The following is a 24,801-nucleotide window of genomic DNA, read 5'->3' on the forward strand; positions in this document are numbered from 1 at the left end:
CTCCCCGTGACAGACTTGCGGGGGCGACAGCGACGACACACGGGAAGACGAAGGGACCGCGCGTGACCGACCAGGGGGCGACGCAGGAGGGGACCCGGTTCCCGCCGGGGGCGCAGATCCTCGTACGGGACGAGGAGTGGCTGGTCCGCAACACCACCACGACCGACCACGACGGGGAACGGATCGAGGCGGTGGGCGTCTCGGAGTTCGTCCGGGACGAGGAGGCCGTCTTCTTCAGCGGGATCGACACGGTGGAACTCCTCGACCCGGAGAAGACCCGCCTCGTGCCCGACACCTCCTCGTACTTCCGGCGCAGCCGCCTGTTCCTCGAAGCCGTCCTGCGTAAGACGCCGCTGCCCCAGTCCGAGCGCGGCCTGGCGCTCGCCGACCGCTTCCTGCTGGACCCGCTCGTCTACCAGCAGCGTCCCGCCGAGCTCGCCCTGTCCATGCGCAACCTCCGCCCGCGGGTCCTGATCGCCGATGTCGTCGGCCTCGGCAAGACCCTGGAGATCGGCCTGACTCTCGCCGAGCTCATCCGCCGCGGCCGCGGCGAGCGCATCCTGGTCGTGACCCCGCAGAGCATCCTTGAGCAATTCCAGCACGAGCTGTGGACCCGTTTCTCCATCCCGCTCGTACGGCTCGACTCGCTCGGCATCCAGCGCGTCCAGCGTGAGCTTCCCGCAGGGCGGAACCCGTTCACGCACTACAAGCGAGTGATCATCTCCGTGGACACCCTCAAGAACATCGGGCAGTACCGGCACCACCTGGAGCGGATCCGCTGGGACGCCGTCGTCATCGATGAGTCCCACAATCTGATCAACCCGGGCAGCCAGCGCCGCGCCCTCGCCGAGATCCTCGCCCCGCGCACGGACGCCCTGCTGCTCGCCAGCGCCACCCCGCACAACGGCGACAAGCGGTCCTTCGCCGACCTGATCTCCCTCCTCGACCCGGCCGCCATCGCCGACCGCGACCACTACGACCCGGCGGAGGACCTCGGTCACCTCTACATCCGGCGCACCAAGATCAGCCCCGAGGTCCGGGACGAGATGGGCACCGAATGGCCGGACCGGGGCCCGACCGTCTCCCTGCACTGTGCGGCCACCGAGGCGGAGGAACGGGTCTTCGCCGAACTGGCCGAGCACTGGATCCCCGCCCCGCCCACGAGCACGGAGTTCGGCACGGCCGACGAGGAGCCGGTGTCGGTCGCCGTCGAACCGGTCTTCGCCTACAACCTACTCAAGACGTTCCTGTCCTCGCACGTCGCCCTGGGGGAGACGGTCGACAACCGCATCGCCTCCCTCACCGACCGGGTCCGCAAGGCCGAGGAGAAGGGGCTGCGGCCTGATCCGGCCATCGCCACCGAGCAGGCCGCCCTGGCCCGGCTCAGGGAGATCGTCTCCGGCATGGGCGACGGCACCGCGCCCGGCGACTCCGCCAAGCTGGACGCCCTCGTCGCCCAGCTCAGGGAGATCGGCGTCGGCCCCGGGTCGACCACGCGGGCCGTGGTCTTCTCCGAACGTGTCCGCACATTGACCTGGCTCGCCGAGGTCGTGCCCGCCCGCCTGGGCTTCCCGGTCGGGGCCGACGGCACGTCGAAGGCCGTGGCCGTAATGCACGGCGGCCTCAGCGACGACGAGCAGGGCACGGTCCTTGAGGTGTTCGGCCTCGCCGACACCCCGGTCCGGCTGCTGTTCACCGGCGACGTGGCCTCCGAGGGCGTCAACCTGCACCGGCAGTGCCACCACCTCGTCCACTACGACATCCCCTGGTCGCTGATCCGCATCGAGCAGCGCAACGGCCGTATCGACCGCTACGGCCAGAAGCACGAGCCCCGGTTCCACGCGCTGATCCTCACCTCGGCCGTCCCCGGTGCGAAGGACGACCGCACGGTGGCCGAGAAGCTGCTGCTGCGCGAGGAGGAGGCGCACAAGCTGGACGGCACGGCCGAGGCCGTCTCCGGTCTCTACCGGGCCGAGGAGGAAGAACGCCGGCTCATCAAGGAACTGGTGCGGGGCGGCACGGTCGAGGAGTTCCTGGAGTCCGCCCCCGCCGAGGACACGGCTCTCGCCGACCTGTTCGGCCAGGTGGACACGATCACCCAGCAGGAACTGCCCGCCCGCGCCGAGCTGATCTCGCTCTTCGACGGCGACACGGCCGACTTCGTCGCCACCGCCCTCGACGAGGTGTACGAGGAGCGCGCCGAGGACCTGATCGGACTGGCGGCGGGCACCGACAGCCAGGGCGGCACCTACTTCTCCCTCTCGCCGGCCCTGGCCCCCGACCTGCTCCACCGCCTCAAGGCCCTGCCGCCCTCCTACCTCAGGGAGCAGCGGGTCGCCGAGCGGATGCTGGTCACCTTCGACCGCGCCCTCGCGCAGCGCAAACTCACCGAGGCCCGGGACAGCAGCACCACGATGTGGCCGGACGTCTCCTTCCTCACCGACATCCACCCGGTGGTGGAGTGGCTGACGGACAAGGTCCTCGTCGAGTTCGGGCGGCAAGAAGCCCCGGTCATCACCACGCCCCACGTCGACGGCCCGGTATTCCTCGTGCAGGGCATCCACTCCAACGCCCTCGGCCGCCCGACCGTGGTCCGCTGGATGGCCGTGACCGGCATCCGGCCCGACGGCACCGGCACGCCCGAGGTGCGTTCCATGGCCGACGCGCTGCGCGACGCGAAGGTCGGCCCGCGGCTCGCCCGCACCGGCGACCCGCGCGACCTGGACCGGCTCCAGGATCTCGTCCCGGCCGCCGTCGCCGCCGCCCGGGACCACCTGGACGCGGGCAGGGCCGCGTGGGAGGAGCAGATCAGCGGACCGCTCGCCGCGTACCGCGAGCACGTCGCACGCTGGCGCGCCGACTCGCTGCTGCCCGGCGTCACCGGCCGCCGCGAGCGCGCTGTCGAGGAGACCGCCGACGAACTGGCCCGGCTCCTCGACCAGTTGCACACCACAGGCCGTCCCCTGCTGAGGGTCCTCGCCGTCCTCGACCGACCCGGCGCACCGGACGCCCCCGGCGCGGGCACGGCGGCCCCCGAGGACACCTCCCCGGTCGCGCCCCCCGAGGACACCTCCCCGGTCGCGCCCCCCGCATCCGACGCCGCCCACCCGTCCGACGCCCAGGCGGAGAACTGACGTGACGTACGACTCGCTGGTCAACCACGGTGACTACCTCTCGCCGCACTACCTCGCCGAGGTCCTCCCCAAGGATCTCAAGGCGAAGGACGGCCTCCTCACCCGCTGGGCGGCCTTCGAGGAGGCCGAACGCCGGCGCCACGCCGACGCCGTCGCCGACGCCGCCCGCCAGGGCCTCGGCCGCGACTCCGTACCGCCGCGTGTCCGCACCCCCCGCGAGGGCCTGCGCGCCCTGCACGGGCCCTACTTCGCGGGCCGCGCCGCGCTCGCCCAGGACGCGGCGGCGCTCGCCGAACCCGACGCCCTCGAACCCGAAGGGTGGCGGAAGCGGTTCACCGAGAGCCACCTCGACACCCTGCGTGCCCTCGGATACACCGACGCCCACGAGCAGACCGCGACCGTGCACCGCGCCGACCGGGAGTACGCCGTCCAGGTCCTCCACGCCGAACCCGGCCTGTACGCGGTCGCCTGCGGCTGGACCACCGAACCCGACGCCGCTCTCGACCCGGACGGCGCCGGCCGCCTGCTGCACCCGGTGGAGACGGAGACCTCGGCACCCGACCTCACGGACGCCAAGGCCCTCACCGACTTCCTCTTCACCTGCGACGCGCCCCCGCGCCACGTCCTCCTGCTCGTCGGCGGCGTCATCGTCCTCGCCGACCGCCTCAGCTGGCCCGAAGGCCGCTATCTCGCGGCCGACCTCGACGCCGCCCTGCACCGCCGCGACGACCGCCACGGCGGCGAACTCGATACTCTGGCGGCGTTGTTCGGCGCCGACGCGCTACGCGTCCCCGCCGAGGGCGGCACCGCGCCGCTCGCCGCCTTCCTCGACCGGTCCGCCAAGCACGCCGTCGGCGTCTCCACCGAGCTCCGCGAGGGCCTGCGCCTGAGCGTCGAGTGGATCGCCAACGAGGTCCTGGACCGCCTGTGCGAACCGGAGAACGGCGTCACCCCCGCCGACCTGGACGACCCGGCCCGCCTCGCCAAGGAACTCAGCCGCGAGTCGCTGCGCTACCTGTACCGCATCCTGTTCCTGCTGTACGCGGAGGCCAGCCCCACTCTCGGCATCCTGCCCTCCGACTACCCGGAGTACGAGCAGGGCTACGGCCTCCAGCGCCTCGGCGACCTCGTCCTGCGCGACCTCGTCGGCGAGCGCTCCCGGCGCGGCTTCCACCTGTACGAATCGCTCGACCTGCTCTTCGACAAGGTCGAGAACGGCCACCGCCGCTACGGCACCGAGCCCGAGGACCTCGTGGCCGAGGCGGCGGCCCGGGAGGCGGCGCAGGCCGAGCGCGAGGCGGCGGAGCCGCTCGCCGCCGGCACGATCACTCAGGCCGAGTACACCGAGCGGGTCCGCGAGGCCGACCGCGCCCGCCGCGCCGCCGCCCGCAGCACCAGCGCCGGCCTGCGCTTCGAGGCCCTGCGCTCCGAACTGTTCACCAAGGAGGCCGTCCGCCTCATCTCGGACGACCAGATCGAGAACCCGGCGTACCGAGGCGGCGAGGGGGAGACGCGCCGCCCCTTCCTGGACACCCGGCTGCGCAACGAGACCCTGCACAAGGTGCTGCGCCGCCTGATGCTCACCAAGGGCAAGGGGCGCGAGCGCGGCGGCTTCATCTCGTACGCCCAGCTCGGCATCAACCAGCTCGGCGCGGTGTACGAGGGCCTGATGTCCTACACCGGGTTCATCGCCGAGGAGGACCTGTACGAGGTCGCCAAGGGCGGCGACCCCTCGGGCGGCAGTTGGATGGTCCCGCAGTCCCGTGCCTCGGAGTACGACGACGACGTCTTCGTGAAGCGGACGAACGAGGAGACCGGCCGCCCGGAGCGGGTGGTCCACCCCAGGGGTTCCTTCGTGTACCGGCTGGCCGGCCGCGACCGCCAGACCTCCGCCTCCTACTACACGCCGAAGTCCCTCACCGAGGTCACGGTTGAGCTCGCCCTCCGGCACCGCCTCGACCAGGACGGGACCACGACCCCGGCGCGGGAGCTCCTGGAATGGAAGATCTGCGAGCCGGCCCTCGGCTCGGGCGCCTTCCTCAACGAGGCCATCGACCAGGTCGCCGCCGAGTACCTGCGGCGCCGCGAGAGTGAGTTGGGCCGCCGGGTGGACCCCGAGCTGCGCCAGATCGAGCTCCAGAAGGCCAAGGCGTACATCGCCCTGCACAACGCCTACGGCGTCGACCTCAACGCCACGGCGGTGGAACTCGCCGAGGTCTCCCTCTGGCTCAACTCCATGCACCCCGGCATGCGGGCCCCCTGGTTCGGCCTCCACCTGCGGCGCGGCAACTCGCTCATCGGCGCGGGCCGCAAGGTCTACGGGGCCGACGCTCTGCCGGGCGGCGGGTGGCTGGCGAAGAAGAACACCCTGCCGCCGAAGGACCTGCCGTTCCGGGACGGCCCGCTGCCCGAGGGCGCGGTCCACCAGTTCCTGCTGCCCGCGATCGGCTGGGGCGCGGTCGCCGGCGAGTCCGAGGCGAAGAAGCTCGCGGAGGAGGAGGCCAAGGCGCTGGGCAAGTGGCGCAAGGGCGTCCAGAAGGCCCCGAAGGGCCCCAAGCCCTTCCAGGAGCGCGGCGACGAGACCGACGAGGCCCGGCGCAAGCGCTACGAACGCTGGCGCAAAGCCGCCGACAAGACCGAGCTGCACCGCCTCCAGGGCGTGGCCCGCCGCGCCGAGTTCCTGTGGTCGCTGGTCGCGATCCGCCTCGAACTCTCCGAGCGTGCGGTGTCCCGCCGCATCGACGTGTGGGGCGCGGACTGGCTGGAGCAGTCGGAGGAGGCGGAGGACAAGCAGAAGGTCCTCGACGACCTCACCCGGCACGGCACGCCGTACTGGCGGCTGAAGACCGTCATGGACGCCTGGTGCGCGCTGTGGTTCTGGCCGCTGGACAAGGTCGGCCTGCTCGACGGCACGGCTCCGGAGTACGCGGCGGGCGGCGCCCTCGTGGATGAGGCGTCGGTGCCGGGGATGCTGGGCGGGGCGGCGCGGCCTGCCGCCCCGGTGGCGCCTGCCGAGCCTCCGTCCGGCCCCGCGCCGGGGGACCAGGTGTGGCGGACGGCCGGCTTGTTCGACGATCTGGACGGGGAGCAGGAGGAACTCGGCGAGGGCCTGGCCTCCGGCCCGGGCAGGCGGAGCGCCCCGGCCGCTCGCAAGGCGGGCAACCGCCCGCAGGAACGGACGACGGTCCCCCTCCAGAGCCTCGGCGACTGGCTGGACTTCCTGGAGAGCCTGCTGGGCAAGGCCGACATGCCCGAGCAGTCGCTGCTCTCCGGCATCGACAAGCTGAGCCCCGACGAGGCGCTGGAGCTGCTGGCCGACGTGGAGGACCGCCTGGAGGGCTTCCTCGGCATGCGCCCGGCGGCGCTCCTGCCGTTCCGCTACCCGTGGTTGAACACGGTCGAGGACATCGCGGGCACCACGGAGCGGGACATAAAGGCGGAGGACGGACACGGCTTTTTCCACTGGGAGCTGCACTTCGCCCACGTGTTCCGGGGGGCGGGGGGCGGGTTCGACCTTCAGGTGGGGAATCCGCCTTGGGTGCAACCCAGATGGGAGGAGGACACAATTCTGGCCGAGCTTGATCCGTGGTTCAAGCTGGCGGTCAAGCCCAGCGTCAGGACCTGGCGTGAACGCAAGGAAGCTGTGCTCGACCAGGCTGGCGCATTTGGATATTTCCTGCGTGAGTTGGCGTCGAACGCGGGGACGGCTGCGTGGCTGGGGGCCGTGGTCACCTATCCAGTTCTCACTGGTACACAGCCAGATCTGTACCGGGCTTTCATGTGTCGGGCATGGGTGAATCTCGGGACCGACGGGATGGTGGGACTTATCCACCCGGACACACACCTTGGGGGCACGAAGGACGGTCGGATCAGGAGCGCCGTATATCCCCGCTTGCGACTGCACGCTGGGTTCGTGAATGTGGGTAACTGGGCGTTCGAGGCCAGCAGGAACACCGAGTTTGGTGTGCACATTTATGGAGCGCCGCAACAAGAGATTGGGTTCGACAACCTGAGTCGCCTGTACGGCGTGGAACCGGTATTGGCGTCCTTGACACACGATGGAGAGGGCGACGTACCTGGTATGAAGTACGGCGGAGGGTGGGACCTTCGTCCCCATTCCGCTCGGGTGATTCGTGTGAATCAAGGTGTCTTGACCGAGTGGCAAGGACTGACCGGCGATGTGAAAGACAGCGTGCGACAGGCTCCTCCCTTGCTCCAGCCGATGACGACTGAAGAGCAGGGGGCTATCTCGGCCCTTTCCAAGGTGCCGAGCCGGATTGGTCGAAAGTCGAGAATTAGTACCGGATACCACGAGAAGATGGCTAAAGAAGATGGCTTCATCGCCTGGGATACAACTCAGCCAGGGCTGCTGTCTGAACTGATTTTGCAGGGGCCTCATTTCGGCATCGCCACACCAATCAGCAAGCAACCCAAGGTGCCATGCCGGGGAAATCATGACTGGATTAGCTTCGACCTGACATCCCTTCCAGTGGATGCCGTACCGCGGACCAACTATGTCCGACCTGAGACGTGCTCGCTCAAGGAATATGTACGTGAGCAGGACCATTGGCCGGACCGATCAAGGCGTGATGCCGACTGGAAGCCTAGCGCCGAGGAGTGGACGACTCGCGGTGATGTGCTGACGGCTGACGAGTTGAAGTTGGATGAGGACGCGCAGAGGGAACTGCTGCGTCAGAGGTTGTGGCTCTTCCGCCCTTACACGGAGTTCTACAGGCTGGCTTGGCGCAAGATGATTCCGTTTAACACGGAACGCAGTCTTTTTGCTTCGCTCATTCCGCCCGGTCCTGCGCACATTGACGGGGTCCAGTCCATGGCCTTTGTCGGCAACCGGGCAACGGTGCTCAATTCTGGGTTCTGGGCGTCGCTGCCTATGGACTACATCCTGCGAATCATGGGTAAGGCGAATCTCCACCCGAGCGAGGCTGAGAAAATGCCATACGCCGACCCCGCCCACCCCCTCTCCAGCCCTCTCCTCCTCCGCACCCTCCGGCTCAACTGCCTCACCGAGGCCTACGCGCCGCTCTGGGCCGAGCTGTTCGACGAGACGTGGTCGGGCTATGAGGGCTGGGCGGTGCAATGGCCTGACCTGGCGCCCCTCGCCGGCGGAATCCAGAAGTCCTGGGAGTACGGCACCCCGCTTCGGACCGAGTACGAGCGCCGCGCCGCCCTCGTGGAGATCGATGCCCTCGTGGCGGTGTGGCTCGGAATGAGTGCCGACGAGCTCATCGCCATCCACAAGGCGCGGTACGCGATCCTGGCGGACCGTGAGTCGAACATGTGGTTCGACGCCAAGGGGCGGCAGTTGGCGCAGGACCCGTACGCCCACGGGCACGGCCAGACCAAGGAGCACTACGAGCACTTCCTCGCCTACTTGAAGAAGGAGCGGCCCGAGCCCCCCGAGGGTTACACCGCCCCCTTCTACAAGGCCAAACGTGAGGAGGAGATGCGCGCGGCGCACGCGTACTTCTCCGCGCGGCTCCAGGAGGCCATTGACAAGGGGAAGTGGGCACCTCCCAGCGCGTGAACGACGGCGCCCCGCGCGGGATCCGACCGGCGCGGGGCACTGCGTGAAGGTCAGCCCTGTGCGGCGTACTTGATGAAGTCGCTCCACGCGGCTGGGGTGAGGGCGAGTTCGGGGCTGCGCTGGTCCTTGGAGTCCCGGACGTGGATCGCCTGCGTGCCCCTGGCCACCTCGACGCAGGCGTCACCCTGCGAGCCGCTGTAGCTGCTCTTGAACCAGGCCAGTTCGGACGTGGTCATAGCGCTCCTCGCAATCGCTTCAGTAGGCCCAAGGTGTCCTCTGGGGTCAGGGCCTGGGAGCGCAGTTTTGCATACCGCTGCTGGAGCAAGCTGATCTCTTTCGTGCGGGCGATCAGTCGCCCGTTCTGTTGGCCCTCCGAGTATGCGAACCAACGGTTCTCGGGAGTCTCGGCCAACATGATCGGCCCATCCAACCCCGCATGCGTCGGCCTCCGTGTCGGCATCACCTGGAACTCCACGTTCCAGTTCCGCTCGATCAACTCCTCCAGGCGGTCGAGGAGTTCACGCGTCACCGTCTCCCCGCCCGTCCACCGCTCAAGCACCGCCTGCTCCACGATGAAGCTGAACGCCGTCGGCGGCTTGCGGTTGACCGACAGCAGCTCCTGCCGTGCCAGCCGCGCAGCGATCCGTTGTTCCAGCTCCTCCGGGTCAGGCAGGGGCGGTACGTCCAGCGAGACCGCCCGCGCGTACGCCTCCGTCTGCAACAGGCCCGGTACCAACCGGCATTCGTACGTGTACAGGCTGATCGCGGTCGCCTCCAGCCGAGCCCACTGCCGGAACCAACTCGCCAGCCCCGCCTGCCGTGCCAGATGCGGCGCGGCCCTCCGCAACGCCCCCGTGTTGCCGAGTGCCGCCTCCGCACCCTCCACGAAGTCGGGGTCCGGCATCCGACGGCCCTGTTCGACGGAGGCGACCGTGTGCTTCGAGAAGCCGATAAGGCCGCCGAACTCCTCACGGCTGAGGCCCGCGTGTTCGCGTAAGGCCTGGACGACCGCGCCGAAGGTGCGCAGACTGTCCGACGTCCCCGGTTCGGCGCAGCCCGCCGCCCCCGTACCGCCGTCCGTGCTCTCGTAGGCCACCGCCGGACACCTCCCGTGCCACCCGCGCCGTACGCTTCCGACTCCCCTCCATGGTCACGGATGGTGACGCGTACTGTCCACCGAACGTGCGCGTACGGTGGCGTAGCGTACGCGCGGCGGCCCTGGTGAACCCCCTTCATCCGGCGGCACCTTGGGCATATGACAGCACCACCTCTCTCCATGCCCCCCACGGCACCCGTCACCGTACGTGTGTTCACCCAGCGCTTTAGCTCCACCCCGCGCGGCGCCCGGCTCGCCCGTCGGCTCGCGCTGCACCATCTCGACGCGTGGGGCGTGCCGCACGGCAGTCCGGCGTCCGACACCGCCGCGCTGCTCGTCGCTGAACTCGCCGCCAACGCCGTCACACACGGCCGGGTGCCCGGCCGGGACTTCGAGCTGGCCGTCAGACTCCTCGGCCGGACCTTGCGCATCGAGGTCTCCGACACCCGGGGAGAGCTGCGACCCCCCGCTCCCGGAACGTCCCGCCCGGTACCACGGCCGCTCGCCGAGAACGGCCGGGGCCTGCTCCTGGTGGAGGCGCTCGCCGACCGGTGGGACGTGCTCGACCGCGTCCCCGTCGGCAAGACGGTCGTCGCCGAGCTGGACCTGACACGCTGACCGCGCACGCTGCCCACCCCGACGGCCGGACGGCCGGACACCCCCGGCCCCCGCGCCCCCGCACACCCCCCGGCCAGCCATCGGGCCGTCGCGCTGACAGCCCCCGGCGCCCTCTATAGGCTGAGCCGGGCACGGCAGCGCGCGGTGGCAGGGCGACGGAGGGTGACAGGCGGCATGACGGAGGCCGAGGACGACGAGGGCGGCCGGGGCGTCGGAGGGAGCCAGCCGGCGGTGCGCCGCCGGGGCTACGCCGTGGCGGAGGACGTCGACCAGCCGGACTCGCTCTTCCTGTCGCTGGGGCCGCCGCTCGACATCGGGTCCGACGGCCGTCCGACCGGTGTCGAGCTGGAACTTCCCGGGGATGACGAGGAGGCTGAGGAACCCGGCGAGTACCGGGACGCCGACGGCATCTCCGCCCCGTTCCGTCCCGAGAGCATCAGCATTCGCACCGAGACCACCACCGTGGACCTGCTGCTGTCCCGGCTGCGGGAGGGCATGCTCGACCTCGCGCCGGACTTCCAGCGCCGCTCCGGCATCTGGAGCGACCGCGCGCAGAGCCGACTGATCGAGTCGCTGCTGCTGCGCATCCCGATTTCCAACTTCCATATGGCGCAGGGCGACGAGGACAGGTGGGCCGTCGTGGACGGGGTCCAGCGGCTCACCGCCATCGCCCGGTTCATGGAGCCGAAGCTCAGCGGCCTGGGGCCGCTGTCCCTCCGCGGCATGGACTACCTCTGGCAACTCGACGGAAGCACGTACCAGGACCTCAGCGGCCGACTGAAGATCCGGCTGCGCGAGACGCAACTGACCGTCCACATCATGCAGCAGGGCACCCCGGAGGAGGTCAAGTACAACGTCTTCTCCCGGATCAACACCGGCGGTATGCCGTTGAAGCCGCAGGAGTTGCGGCACGCGCTGGTGAGCGGGGTCGTGCGGACCTTCCTCGCCGACCTGGCCGAGGACCCGGCGTTCGGTGAGGCCACCCGGTGGAGCGTGTCCGACGAACGGATGGACGACCGGGAGATGGTGCTGCGGTTCCTCGCCTTCCGTATGACCAATCCGGCCGCGCACAGCGAGAAGGACTTCGGCAACTTCCTCATCAGCGCGATGTACCGGATCAACGCCCTCACAGAGGAGAAGCGGGAGCAGTACGCACGGGAGTTCCGGGTGGCCATGAGGTGTGCGCGGGACCTGTTCGGCGAGCACGCCTTCCGCAAGTGGCGTGGCGGGAAGCGCAGTTCCTCCGTCATCAACAAGGCGCTCTTCGAGACGATCTCCGTCCATCTCGCGACACTCGACGATCACGAGCGGGACCGGCTGGTAGCGTCGCGGGCGAAGGTGCACGCCAGGTTCTTCGAGCTCATGGACGACTGGGACTTCGACCGGGCCATCTCCGTGAGTACCGGGGACCCGGCGAGGATCCGCACCCGATTCCAGGAAGTGGCACGACTGTTCCGAGGAGTGGCCGAACAGTGATCGACCGACTGACGCTGCACAACTTCAAGGCGTTCCAGCACGCGGAGATCCCCCTCGGCCCGCTGACCCTCCTCACCGGGCTCAACTCGTCCGGCAAGAGCAGCGTCCTGCAGTCCCTCGCCCTGCTCCGCCAGTCCCACGAGTCCGGTGACCTGGCGGTCTCCGCACTGCTGCCCGAAGCGCGCCGGGCCGGACTCCGTACGAGCGTCGCCAACCAGGGCTTCCTGCTCAACGGCGAACTCGTTGGCCTCGGCACCGGAGAGGATGTCCTCCACGAGGACTTCACGGAGGACGACGAGAAGCCCCCGATCGGCCTCGCTGTCGATGAAGGCCCGTACCACTACGGGTGGACCGCCGAGTACGAGCCCGAGCAGAACCTCCTGCCGCTGCTCGACGCCGACCTGCCCGACACCTCCGAGGGCGGCCGGGAACGGCCGGCCGGGCCCGAGGCCGTGACCCCGGCGTTCTTCACCGCGCCGTTCCAGTACCTGCACGCCGACCGCATTTCGCCCGCCGAGTTCTACCCGCGCGACCACCAGGTGGCCGTCGGCCGGGGCTTCCTCGGCGTGCGTGGCGAACACACCGTCAACTTCCTCCGCCACCACCGGGACAGCACCGTCCCCGCGGGCCCGCTGCGCCACCCGAAGGCTGTCTCCGACCTCCTGATCGATCAGACCGCCGCCTGGATGGGCGACCTCTGCCCCGGGGTAGACATCCGGGCCGAGGCCATCAAGGGCACCGACGCCGTCAGTCTTTCGTACGGCTTCCAGGGCACCCTGGGTGCCACCAGGCGCCGTCGCCCCAGCAACGTCGGCTTCGGCCTCACCTACGTCCTGCCCGTCGTCGTGGCCTGCCTGAGCGCCCGCCCCGGAGCCCTGATCCTGCTGGAGAACCCGGAGGCACACCTGCACCCGCAGGGGCAGACCCAGATGGCCATGCTCGCCGCCTCGGCTGCGGCGCAGGGCGCCCAAGTGGTCATGGAGACGCACAGCGACCACGTGATCAACGGGGTGCGGCTCGCCGTCAAGCAGCAGCGGCTCGCTCCCGGGCAGGCGGTGTTCCACTACTTCCGCGGCGACGGCGCCGGCGTGGACTTCGTCAGTCCCCAGATCGACGCGGACGGCATGCTCGACCAGTGGCCCTCGGGCTTCTTCGACGAGCTGGAGAACACGCTCGAACAGCTCATCGGCTAAAAACCCGTCTGGGGAGGCGGGGTAGACACACAGTTCGTCGCGGAGGGGGAGACGTGCCGCAGCTATTCCTGAACCAGAGGTCCTGCGAGACGACGGCTGACCCAGAACGGGTCAACCACGCCATGACCGAGCTGGCGCAGGCCGTCATCGCCGTCGCCAAGGAGGACCGGCAGGGCACGGAACTCGTCATGCGGGAGCCCTTGACGGCGCTGCACCTGGCCCAGGGGCACCACGTGAGCAGATGGTCCCGGACGCCCAGCGCCAAGAACGGCCTGTGGGCGTTCCTGCTCAGGATGCAGACGAAGTGGCCCCACCAGAAGGTGTTTCCCGACGGTGAGACGTTCTCCGACGTCGCTCACAGTCACCAGGGGGAGCCCGCGCCCGAGCTGGGCTACGCCCATCTGATGGGCGGTGTCGGCATCTCCCTGCTCCTGGAGGACCGTTGGGACGCCGACCGGCTCACCTTGGTCCAGGAACAACTCGTGGACGACGCGGACACCGGTACCGAGATCACCGAGGTCGAGCTCCGGCACATGGCGTCCCGGAAGCATGCGGAGGCGCACCGCCCGTGGATCCGCGAGTGCGCCGAAGCCGCCCGGCGCGGCGATCTGAGCGCCGTACGGACCGGGGCCGAGCTGTGGGAGCGGCGAGAGGGCCTCTTCCCGCACCTGCGGTTCCTGCCCGCCGTGGAGGCGCAGGTGCGCGGCCTGAAGCAGATCTGGGTCCAGCCGGTGTGCAAGCGGCTCGCCGAGATGGAGCGGGCCATCGTCGTCTGGGACGCGGGGACCCGGCCTGACGGGCCGCAGTGGGGGTCGCACGTGACACCGGAACACGAGGGGCGCAAGCAGGAGTTCTGCGTGTTCGTCGACCTGGACGGGCAGCCGCAGTACTTCGACACCCACCTGCGCTTCACCCCGGGCGCGGGCAGGCTGCACTTCCGCTTCGTGGCGGCGACGGGACTGGCCCACATCGCGCACATTGGGCACAAGCTCGGCTGACCGAGCCGCGCCCCTGCCCGGCCTGCACCGTTCCATTACCGTAGGGCGGTGAGCGGACCTCCCGCTCATCCCTGGCCCCACCGGTACCAGCCGCACCAAGGAGGAGCGCGCGTGCGTCCCACCCTCGCCGCCGACCAGGTACGGGCCAGCCTGAGCCAGTACCTCGCGACGACGTACGCGCTGGCCGACGAGTCCACCCGCCGCGCCCTGGAAGGCTTCCTCGGCGACACCGAGGACGGCATCTTCCGCGGCCCCTACCTCCGCGTCCGCACACCGTTCAGGACCGCCGACGGGGAGGACTGGAAACGGCACCTGACCTGGCACCCCGACCTGACCCCGTACCGGCACCAGGAGCGCGCCTGGGAGCGGCTGTCCACCCTGCACGGCCCGGCGCGGCCCACCCTCGTCACCACCGGAACCGGATCGGGCAAGACCGAGTCGTTCCTGGTGCCGATCCTCGACCACTGCCTCCGGGAGCGCGAGGCCGGCCGGGACGGCGTCAAGGCGATCCTGCTCTACCCCATGAACGCCCTCGCCACCGACCAGGCCCACCGGATCGGCAAGCGGCTCGACGACCAGAAGGACACCCGGCTGCGCGACGCGGGCGTACGGGCCGCGCTCTACATCGGCGACCGGCCGTCGCAGGACTTCAAGCAGGCCAACCCCGCCATCACCGTCGACCGCGACGAGATCCGCCGTACCCGGCCCGACATCCTGATCACCAACTACAAGATGCTCGACCTGCTCCTCCAGCGGCCCGAGGACCAGCGGCTTTGGCAGGACTCCCCGCTCGCGTACGTCGTGCTCGACGAGTTCCACACCTACGACGGGGCGCAGGGCACCGACGTCGCCATGCTGCTGCGCCGCCTCGGCTCGATCACCGGCCTCGCCGAACCCGGCCGGCCGCTCGGGCCGGTCTGCCCCGTCGCCACCTCGGCCACCCTCGGGGAGAACGGGCCCGACGACGGCTTGGGAAGAAGCCGGCGCGGCGAGGCCGGCCGGCCCGGGATGCTGGAGGTCGCCGAGCAGGTCTTCGGCGTGCCCTTCCCGCCCGACGCGATCATCGGCGAGGACCGGCGGTCCGCCAGGGACTTCACCGGCGAGAGCGACTTCTCCCTGCCGTTCCCCTCGCCCCAGGAGGTCGACACCCTCGGCGACCCCACCCGCGACCCGGGCGCCATCGACGACCTCGTCGCCGCGTTCACCGGCCTGAGCGGGCCCACCCCCGAGGAACTCGGGTCCGTCCTGCGCCGGCACCGGCTCACCGCCGCCGTCCTGGAGATCCTCGACGGCACCCCCAAGACCCTCGCCGAGATCACCGAGGTGCTGCCCCGCTACGCCTACCACTGGGGCATGGCCGTACAGCAGCGGCCGGGCCTCGCCGCCCGCGCCCTCGCCCGCTACGTTGCCCTCCTGTCGTACGCCCGCGACCCGGACCACCCCGGACGGCCCCTGCTGTCCATCGAGATCCACCACTGGGTCCGCTCGGTCTCCCGCGTGCTGCGCGGCATCAGCGCCGCCCGCGCCGAGTTCCGCTGGGACGACGAACGCGTCACCTCCGGCGGCGCGCTGGCCCGCGCCGGCCGGACCACCGCGCCCCGGCCCTCCCCGTACGACGGGGAAGGGCCCGCCGTACCGCTCGACGCCGGCGAGGGTGCCGCCGTCCCGGCCGACGACAGCGCGCCACCGCCCGCCCAGGTGTTCCTGCCCGCCGTGTTCTGCCGCGAGTGCGGGCGCTCCGGCTGGGCCGCGTACTCCCCGGAGGTCGACCCCGCCCACCTCGACCTGAACGCCACGAAGATCCGCCGGGCCTCCGTCGGCCGCGACAAGCGCCGGGTGCGCAACATGATCGCCGCGGCCCCCAGGGAAGTCCACGAGGCCGCCTTCGCCGCCGGCCCGGACCGCCGGCGCGGCGGACCGACCGTCATGGTCCTGGAAGGCATGAGCGGACGGCTCCGGCCCCTGGCACCCGAAACCGACTTCACCACCCCGGAGGGCGGCGAGGGACCGAGCCGGCCCAGGCCCCTGCACAACGCCGCCTTCGTCCACGCCGACCTCGACGGCGACCGGGCGGCCGAACGCGACCAGTGCCCGGCCTGCCGCACCTTCAACTCCATCCGCTACCTCGGCACCGGCCTCGCCGCGCTCGCCGCCGCCGCCGTCACCCAGCTCTTCACCGGCGGCGAATTGGACAAGAACCTGGGAGAGGACAAGACCCTCCTCTTCAACGACTCCGTGCAGGACGCCGCCCACCGCGCCGGGTACGTCGCCAGCCGCTCGTACACCTTCTCCCTGCGTGCCCTGCTCGCCAGCCGCATCGGCGAGGACGAACCCGTCGCCCTGAACGACCTCGCCGCCGACCTCATCGAGGACGTCGTCGACAGCAAGGCCGTACAGGCCGCCGTCATCCCGCCGGACCTCCACCTCGTCCGCGGCGTGGACACCCTGCTGTCCGGGCGCAGCCGCGGCTCCCGGCCCACCTGGGAACTCATCGCGCAGCGCCTGGCGTTCGCCACCGTCATGGAGTTCGGCCTGCGCTCCCGCCAGGGCCGCACCCTGGAACTCACCCGCACCGTCGCCGCCGATGTGCCCCTGAAGGACCCCGACGCCGTGGCGGACCTCGTAGGGGAGATCCTCCTCACCACCCCCGGCGAGATCGCGCTGCCCGACGGCTCGCTGCCCGGACCCGACCGGTACACTGGCTTCGTCCGCGGGCTGCTGGAACGCATGCGCATCCGGGGCGCCGTCCGCCACGCCTGGCTGGACCCCTGGCTGGACCAGGCCGGGGTGCGCCGGTGGGCGATCTGGGGCGGACGCGAGACCGGCATGCCGGCCTTCCCCCGCGGCGTCTCCGCACCCGCCTTCCTGCTCGGCACCCCCAAACAGGGCAGTGAGGACTTCGACGTCCTCACCGGCCGGCTCGGCTGGTACCAGGACTGGGCCGTACGCGCCCTCGGACTGCGCCCCGAGGCGGCCGGTGTCTTCCTGACCCGGCTGCTGCCCGCGCTCGCCGACACCGGCGTCGTCTCCGCGCGCACCGCCCTTGACGGCACCACCCGCGTCTACGGACTCCAGCCCGGCCACATCCAGGTCCGCGCCCTCGCCGACGACACCCTCCCCGACGCCACCGCGCACTGCCCCCGGTGCTTCTGGGAACAGACCATCCACCCCGACCTCGCCGACCTCTGGCACGGGCAGCCCTGCCCCCGCTACCGGTGCGGCGGCACCCTCGGCACCGGCCGCGACCTGGACAGCGGACTGCGGCAGCGCGACTTCACCGACGACTTCTACCGCCGCATGTACCGCGAGGCCGGCGTCTTCACCGTCAACACCGCCGAACACACCGGAACCCTCAGCCGCGCCAAGCGGGAGGCGGTCGAGAAGGCGTTCCGCGAGGGTACCCGCGTCCACTACGCCAACCCGCAGGTGCTGTCCTGCACCCCCACCCTCGAACTCGGCATCGACATCGGCGACCTGTCGGCCGTCGTCCTCGCCTCCCTGCCGAAGGGACCGGCCAACTACATCCAGCGCGTCGGCCGCGCGGGCCGCACCACCGGCAACGCCTACCTGCTCACCATGGTCGACCGCGGCCCGCGCGACCGCTACTACCTCGAAGACCCCCGGCTCATGATCGCCGGAGAGGTCCTGCCGCCCGGCTGCTACCTCTCCGCCGCCGAGATCCTGCGCCGCCAGTACCTCGCCCACCTCCTCGACCTCGCGGGCGCCGGACGGCTCGCCGCCCCCGACGGCACGCCCCTGCGGCCGCTTCCGGGACGCGCCACCGACCTGTTCGGCACCTCGGCCTGGCAGGCCGAGTTCACCGAGGCCGCGCTCGCCGCCGGCCCCCGCCTCGTACAGGGCTTCCTGGACCTCTTCCCCCCTTACGACGAGAGCCGCGGCACCGGCGTCAGCCCCCAGGCCCGCGCCGTCCTCGTCACCTACGCGACCGACCCCGGCGAGGACGGACTCGGCGCCGCCCTCGACACCGCCCGCCGGCGCTGGGAGGACCGCCGCGCCGAACTCCAGCGCCGGACCGAGGCCATCGACCGGGCCCACGGGCTGCTCGTCGCCGGCGACCCCGACCACGAACGGCAGGGACGCGAACTGCGCGCCGAACGCCGGGACGTGGCACGCGTCTCCCGCGAGATCACCCGCACCACCGCCCACGGAGCCCTCGTCGACCTCGGCCTGCTGCCGAACTACAGCCTGATCGACTCGACCACCGAGCTGGAGGCCACACTCACCTGGACGGAGAAGGCCGCCGACGGCGACGCCCGCACCAACCACAGCAAGACCCTGCGCCACACCCGTCCCGCCCGCCTCGCCCTCTCCGAGTTCGCCCCCGGCAACCACTACTACGTCCAGGGATACAAGCACCGCGTCACCGGACTGGACATCGGCAGCCCCGAACGCCCGGCCTGGCTCTGGTGGCGCGTCTGCCCCGACTGCGGCCACGTCCGCACCCACCGCGCCGAGCAGGACGCCTCCCCCTGCCCCCGCTGCCGGTCCGCGGCCATCGGCGACATCGGCTGCCTGCACAAGGTTCTCGTACCGCGCCGCGTCACCTCCCGCGACGAACGCGACGACGTCCGGGTACGGGACGACACCGACGAGCGGGAGAGACGGCACTACACCGTCGTCCCGGCCGTGGACATCGACGCGCACGACATCGAGCAGGCGTGGAAGCACGAACACGCCACCTTCGGCTGGGAGTTCACCCGACAGGCCCGTATCCGGCACATCAACGTCGGAGCCACCCGGGTGGACGGCGGCACCGAGTCCGCGTTCGCCGGGCAGGAGGTCCGCCTCAACCCGTTCTGGGTCTGTGACGCGTGCGGCTTCGCCGACCCGGACGGCGGCCCCTCCACCCACGACGCCGGCGACACGACGGCCCACGCCCGGTACCACCGGCCCTGGTGCCCCCGGCGGCGAGCCGGAGCCGACGTTGCACGGCGCGGCGAGCGGGTGCTGCTGGCCCACGAGCTGCGCACCGACGCCCTGCGCGTCCTCATCCCCGCCGTCACCGCGTACACCCGGGAAAGGCTCGCCTCCTTCAAGGCGCTGCTCCTGACCGGTATCGCCCGCAGCTACGGCGGAGACCCCGACCACCTCGCGGTCGTCACCGACTCCATGCCCGAGGAAGGCGGGGAGAGCCCGCTCCGCCGCCACTTCCTTGTCCTCTACGACACGCTGCCCGGCGGCACCGGATACCTGCACCGCCTCGCGGGTCGCGAAGGACTGCGGGGTGTCTTGGAGGACGCGCGGCAGGTGATCGAGACCTGCGTGTGCGTGGGCCAGGGCCGGCCGGCCTGCCACCGCTGCCTGCTGCGCCACGTCACCGACGGCGAGTACGAGCTGGTGAGCCGCGAGCACGCACTCGACATGCTGGGCGAGCTGTTCGGCCGCACAGCCGACCGCTGGAGCGTCGAACCGGTGGCCACCACCCGGGACATCACCCTCGTGCACCAGGTGGAGAGCGAACTGGAGGCCCTCTTCCGGCGCGGGCTGCTGGAATGGGCCGAACGCGTCGACGACGTCAGCGTCCGCACCGCGCTCACCGCCGACGGCACCCGGGACACCACCCTGCGCTTCACCGCACCCGACGGAACCGTCCGCGGCTGGCAGATGGAGACGCAGACCCCGCTCGGCTTCACCCGGCCGGACGTGGTCTTCCGCAGCACCGACGACGACCGCAGGGTGGCCGTCTACCTCGACGGCTACCGCTACCACGCGAGCCCCGGCCACCTCACCGCCGAGGCCGACGCGGCGAAACGCACCCGGCTGCGCACCGAGGGCTGGCAGGTCTTCCAGCTCACCTGGGACGACGTGCAGGCCTGGACGGGACGCTCCGCGCCACCGGCCGACCCGGTGTGGAAGCCGTACCCGAACACCGCGCAGAAGACCGCCATGGACGTCCACCGGCGCATGCACGCGGGCGACACCCGCGACCTGACGCGCCTGGTGTGGGCCAACCCGGTCGAGACGCTGATCGGATACCTCACCGACCCCGGCCCGGACGCCTGGCGCCGCCGCGCCCAGAGCGCACTCGCGGGCTTCGCCGCGGTCTCGGCGACCAGCAGGGCCCTGGCCGACGGTGCGGAGACCGGACGCAGAATCCGCGAGGCGCTGCAGGGCCGACGGCTGGCGGGGGGACAGGGACCCGTCCAGGTCATGGCCACCCGGGACGCCTCGGGATGCCCGCTCACCATCGCGCTCGACCTGCGCGGGGGGCAGAGCGCGGCGGCGTGGACGGCTCTGACCGTCCTCGACGACAGCCCCGAAGCGGTCACGGCCGACGAGACCGCCCACCGCAGGCGCTGGCAGGCATGGCTGTACTGGAGCAACCTACTCCAGTTCCTCGCCGCGGGGGAGGGCGACGGGGTCCAGCTCACCACCGGCATGCTGCCCGGGTTCGACCCGGCCGAACTGGCGGTTACCGGCGGAGCCGGATGGCTCACCTCCCAACGGCGCGCGCACGCGCCCACGGCGGACGAACCCGGGGCGCCGGCGGACCGGCGGGACGCGGCGTCCGCTCTGGACGCCGGGGTCGGTGGCGCTGCCGGAGCCGGTGAGTCCGCTGCTCCCTCCGCGCCCGTCCGTGACCCCGCCTGGGACGAGGTCATCGAGTACCTTGTCGACGAGCCGGGCCTCGACGCGCTCGCCTGCGCGCTCGCCGACCGGGGCGTTCCCGCCCCCGCGGCCGGGTTCGAGCTGGGGTCGGCCGCCTGGCCCGCCGAACTCGCCTGGCCCGACCGGCGAGTGGGCGTCGTCCTCGCCCACCGCCCGGACCCCGGGAGCGACCGGGACATCGACGCCGAACAACGGGACGCGGCTTACCGCGACGCGGGCTGGCAGGTCCGCACCGCGACGGAATGGAACGCCGACGAACTCGCCACGTTGGTACGGGGCGACGCGGCCGGAACCACGAACGACCAGGGAGAGAACGAGCGATGACGATCACCAGCACGCCGCGGACGGGCGTGACCCTGCGCCTGCTCGACAAGGCGGACAAGGAGATCGTCAAACTGGACCGTGCGGTCCTCGGGGCGTTCTACAAGTTCCAGCACGACTTCCGCCGCAATCCCGACGCCGGCGGCTTCGACCTCAAACCGCTGGAGGGGCACGACCGCCTCTGGTCGGCGCGCGTCAACCGGGAGTGGCGGGCGCTGATGATCCGCCTCGGCGGTGACGACTGGCTGCTCGTATCGGTCAAACACCGCAGCCATGTCCACAAGAACCTGGACCGGTTCAACTACGGCATCAACCACATCACCGGCGCCATCGAGTACGTCGACCTCCAGGTGGTCGAGGAGAGCGTGCTGCGCCGGGGCCTCACCCCGCGCACCTCCCCCGCTTCGGCGCCGCCCCCGATTCCCGCCCCGGAGCCGGTCGTCCCGGAACAGATCGCCCCGGAACATGTCGGCCCGGAACCGTCGGAGGCGCCGCTCTTCGGCGCGTACACCGACCGGCAGCTCGCGGACCTCGGTGTCACGGAGCCCCTGATCCCGATCGTCCGGAAACTCACCACGGACGACGAACTGCTCGGCCTCGCCGAGTACGCGCCCCGCCACACCGGGGAGGTCCTGCTCAGGCTCCGCGATGGGGTCCCGTACGAAGAGGTCATGGAACAGGTGACCGCGCCGGTCGCGGTGGCCGAGCCGGAGCGGAACCTCGACTCCGACGACTGGCAGGCGGCCGTCGACCGCTCCCAGACCGTGGTGATCACCGATGACGAGTCCCTGCAGAGCATCCTGGAGGAGGGCGACTTCGGACGCTGGAAGATCTTCCTCCACCCCACCCAGGAGAAGCTGGTTCGCCGGCGGTACTCCGGCCCCGCGCGGGTCGGCGGCGGGCCGGGAACGGGCAAGACGATCGTCGCCCTCCATCGCGTCCGACATCTGGTGAGCCAACTCCCCCCAGGCCACACCAAGCCCGTGCTGCTCACCACCTTCAACCGGAACCTCGCCGCGGATCTGCGGGCCCGGCTGCTCTCCCTCGCAGGCCCCGACGTCCTGGCCCGCGTCGACATCGCCCATGTCGACCAGCTCGCCACCCGCATCGTCAGCGAGGCCGACCCGGGCAACACCAAGCGGCGGATCGACGACACGGCGGCCCTCCGCGAGTGGCGGGAACTGCTGGTGGAGACCGGCGAGACCCGCTGGAGCGCCGAGTTCCTCAGCGACGAATGGAACCAGGTCATCCTCGGTCAGGCCGTGTCCTCCCGCAGTGACTACTTCACCACCCGCCGGGCGGGACGGGGCCGCAGCGTCACCCGCGCCGAGCGCGCCGGCATCTGGCAGCTGGCCGAGCGCTTCACCCAGCGGCTGGAGACCAAGGGCCTGGAGACCCACCGCCAGGTCGCGGAGCGAGCCGCGCGGCTGGAGATGGCCCGCAAGGGCCGCATCGACCGGCGCGCGGAGGAACGCGAGGAGCGCGGCGGCCTGCACAACCTCCACGTCGAGGCCGGCTCCGGCGCCTGGCTGCGCTACCGGTACCGGCACATTGTGGTTGACGAGGCGCAGGACCTCAGCGCCGCCCACTGGAAGATGCTGCGCGCCATGGTCCCGTCCGGGCCCGACGACATCTTCCTCGTCGGCGACACCCACCAGCGCATCTACGACAACCAGGTCACTCTCGGCAGCCTCGGCGTCCACATCCGCGGCAGGTCCTCCCGCCTGACCCTCAGCTACCGCACGACCCGGGAGATCCTGCGCGACGCCATCCGGGTCCTGGGCGACGCCGACTACGACGACCTCGACGGCGACACCGACACGCTCGCCGGCTACCGCTCGGTCCTCCACGGAACCGAACCGTCCTTCCGCGGCGCACGGAGCTGGGACGAGGAGATGAACCTCGTCGTCGAGCAGTTGCGCGCCTGGCACGACGTGCCACGGGAGGCCACAGCGATCTGCGTCCCGACCAACGACATGGTCACCCAACTCGCCGAGCGTCTCGCGCGAAGTGGCATCACCCCGGCGGAAATCACCCCGGACGGACCACGCGGGGACCAGGGCGTCCACATCGGCACCATGTACCGCTTCAAAGGGCTGGAATACCGCTGCCTGATCATCGCCGGAGCGGCTGAGGGGCTTGTTCCGCGGGCCTCCGTGGACGACTGGGAACACACGGATCCGAGTCGCCACCGGCGAGAACTGCGCCGCGCACGGTCACTGCTCTTCGTCGCGGCGACCCGTGCCCGCGACGCGCTCACCATCACATGGCACGGCGAGCCGAGCCGCTTCCTTTCACCGCTGCTCCCGTCCCGGTGAATGAGATCGCTTTCCCCCGCCTTGCCGAGTCCGGTGACGGCGTACTCGTGACCGTGGTTATTGCGCTGGCTTATGCCAGTATCTGTACAGCGGTGAGGCTGTCCGCCGGTGCGGCTTTGAGCTTGAGGGCGCGAGAGTGCCCAGCGATACATGTCAATGAACTGCGTGGCCCGAAATCCACTGTTGCTCGGGAGGTGTTCGCGTGGCTGTCGGTGGCGTTGGTGGCTCGAACGCGGCGCCCAGGACAGTCGTACGAGGGCTCCGTGCCCTGCTGTTGCTCCCGTGCTGGATAGGTGCTGGATTGCGGCGCGTATCTGCAGGTCAAGGCGTCTTCGTGGAGTTCCGGTTCAACGTGTAGGCGCAGATCCACTGCGTGGCCTGGCTGCGCGCGCAGGTCAGAGGGGTCCGACTCATCGGAGTCGGGCCCCTGGCTTTTTGCCGTGCCGGAGAGCGCTGGGTTCCTGGCGGTTGCCACTCGTCCGGCATCGCTTCGGGCGGACTCCCGGTCGTACGTTATCCGGTACCACTTGGTAGAGGGAGTCACGCCATGTCGATAACCGCGAGCGAGGCCCGCAAGGCTCTCTTTCCGTTGATCAAGAAAGTCAACGACGATCACGAGGCCATCGAGATCGTGTCCAAGCACGGCAACGCCGTACTCGTCTCGGCAGAGGACTACGCGGCGCTGCGCGAGGGTTCCTACCTGCTGCGCTCGCCTGCGAACGCACGCCGCCTGCTCAAGGCGTACGAGAACGCGCTGGGCAACATCAACGTCTCGGAGCGCGAGCTGATCGATCCCGATGCGGCGGATCCAGCTGAGGGTGCTGCGTGAGGCTTGTCTTCGAGGATCAGGGCTGGGAGGACTACACGTCCTGGCTCAAGAACGACCGCAAGGTGCTCACTCGGATCAACAAGCTCATCGAGGACGTCAAGCGCGACCCCTTCACGGGGATCGGCAAGCCCGAGCCGCTCAAGTACCACTTGCCCGGGGCGTGGTCGAGGAGGATCGACGACGAGCACCGTCTCGTCTACCTGGTGACGGACAGGGAGATCGTCATCCTCGCAGCGCGCTACCGCTACTAGGTACTGCGGACATAGCCGCCGCGCCAGAGGAACCGCAGCATCGCCGTACCGCCGGGACCGGCCTCTCTGCATCGACGGGCGAGCCGGACCGGCGCCGGGCCGGACCACGAGCCCTGTCAGGGGCCGCGCGGTGCTGGGGCGCCTTCCCGTGCCGGAGCGTGCCGCGACGGCCCTCCTGGAATTGGTCGTGGCGACTGCGCGCGGATGACTACGTAACGTGCTGGAGGCGGGGGTGGGGCGGGGGAGGGGGCAGGGGAGCGGGATGGGGGGGGAGGGCAGCGGGGCCTGGGGGACCTGGGGCTATCGCGCCGCGTGAAGGTTTGGGCCGGGGTTGTGTGAGGCCACAGTGAGTTGTCAGGCTGTTGCGGACTGTGAAGCTGTTGGGAGGGCAC

The 24,801-nt window shown here is 70.7% G+C and carries 12 protein-coding genes; 10 read left to right on the forward strand and 2 right to left on the reverse strand.

Annotated elements, in window-relative coordinates; genetic code table 11:
- Nucleotides 1–62 precede the first annotated feature (62 nt).
- Nucleotides 63–3,134 carry an SNF2-related protein gene (locus ADL22_RS24385; protein ID WP_079064394.1) on the forward strand — a complete coding sequence of 1,024 codons (3,072 nt, stop codon included), beginning with the start codon at nt 63–65 and terminating at the stop codon, nt 3,132–3,134.
- A 1-nt stretch (nt 3,135) separates the two neighbouring features.
- Nucleotides 3,136–8,679 carry a hypothetical protein gene (locus tag ADL22_RS24390; protein ID WP_066983737.1) on the forward strand — a complete coding sequence of 1,848 codons (5,544 nt, stop codon included), beginning with the start codon at nt 3,136–3,138 and terminating at the stop codon, nt 8,677–8,679.
- 50 nt (nt 8,680–8,729) lie between these two features.
- Here ADL22_RS24390 and ADL22_RS24395 read toward each other — a convergent pair whose 3' ends face one another.
- Both ADL22_RS24395 and ADL22_RS24400 read right to left on the reverse strand, forming a co-directional pair.
- Nucleotides 8,730–8,915: a DUF397 domain-containing protein gene (locus ADL22_RS24395; RefSeq protein WP_066983740.1), complete on the reverse strand. Its 186-nt coding sequence runs from the start codon at nt 8,913–8,915 to the stop codon at nt 8,730–8,732.
- Nucleotides 8,912–9,775, reverse strand: a complete 864-nt coding sequence (locus ADL22_RS24400) for a helix-turn-helix domain-containing protein (protein ID WP_066983743.1) — start codon at nt 9,773–9,775, stop codon at nt 8,912–8,914. Before ADL22_RS24400 ends, ADL22_RS24395 begins: the two co-directional genes overlap by 4 nt.
- Nucleotides 9,776–9,934: 159 nt before the next feature.
- Between ADL22_RS24400 and ADL22_RS24405 the strand changes: the two genes are divergently transcribed.
- From ADL22_RS24405 to ADL22_RS24440, 8 genes are all read left to right on the forward strand, one after another.
- Nucleotides 9,935–10,393: an ATP-binding protein gene (locus ADL22_RS24405; protein WP_066983746.1), complete on the forward strand. Its 459-nt coding sequence runs from the start codon at nt 9,935–9,937 to the stop codon at nt 10,391–10,393.
- A 174-nt stretch (nt 10,394–10,567) separates the two neighbouring features.
- Nucleotides 10,568–11,869 (forward strand): DUF262 domain-containing protein, encoded by a 1,302-nt coding sequence (locus ADL22_RS24410; RefSeq protein ID WP_079064395.1) that lies wholly within the window; start codon nt 10,568–10,570, stop codon nt 11,867–11,869.
- Complete coding sequence (locus tag ADL22_RS24415) at nt 11,866–13,062, forward strand: AAA family ATPase (RefSeq protein ID WP_066983748.1); 1,197 nt, start codon at nt 11,866–11,868, stop codon at nt 13,060–13,062. Before ADL22_RS24410 ends, ADL22_RS24415 begins: the two co-directional genes overlap by 4 nt.
- A 122-nt stretch (nt 13,063–13,184) precedes the next feature.
- Entirely contained in the window at nt 13,185–14,060 is an 876-nt protein-coding gene (locus tag ADL22_RS24420) for a hypothetical protein (RefSeq protein WP_159048717.1), read from the forward strand.
- Nucleotides 14,061–14,171: 111 nt separating this feature from the next.
- Complete coding sequence (locus tag ADL22_RS36720; protein WP_066983754.1) at nt 14,172–21,014, forward strand: DEAD/DEAH box helicase; 6,843 nt, start codon at nt 14,172–14,174, stop codon at nt 21,012–21,014.
- Nucleotides 21,011–23,329 carry a UvrD-helicase domain-containing protein gene (locus tag ADL22_RS24430; RefSeq protein ID WP_066983757.1) on the forward strand — a complete coding sequence of 773 codons (2,319 nt, stop codon included), beginning with the start codon at nt 21,011–21,013 and terminating at the stop codon, nt 23,327–23,329. Before ADL22_RS36720 ends, ADL22_RS24430 begins: the two co-directional genes overlap by 4 nt.
- A gap of 547 nt (nt 23,330–23,876) precedes the next feature.
- Nucleotides 23,877–24,158: a type II toxin-antitoxin system Phd/YefM family antitoxin gene (locus ADL22_RS24435; protein ID WP_066983759.1), complete on the forward strand. Its 282-nt coding sequence runs from the start codon at nt 23,877–23,879 to the stop codon at nt 24,156–24,158.
- A complete protein-coding gene (locus ADL22_RS24440; RefSeq protein WP_066983762.1) occupies nt 24,155–24,409 on the forward strand; it encodes a Txe/YoeB family addiction module toxin in 255 nt (84 codons plus the stop codon). The genes ADL22_RS24435 and ADL22_RS24440 overlap by 4 nt, the downstream gene beginning before the upstream one ends.
- Nucleotides 24,410–24,801: the final 392 nt, after the last annotated feature.

Origin of the sequence: Streptomyces sp. NRRL F-4489 (genome assembly GCF_001509485.1) — a bacterium.
Taxonomy (GTDB): domain Bacteria; phylum Actinomycetota; class Actinomycetes; order Streptomycetales; family Streptomycetaceae; genus Streptomyces.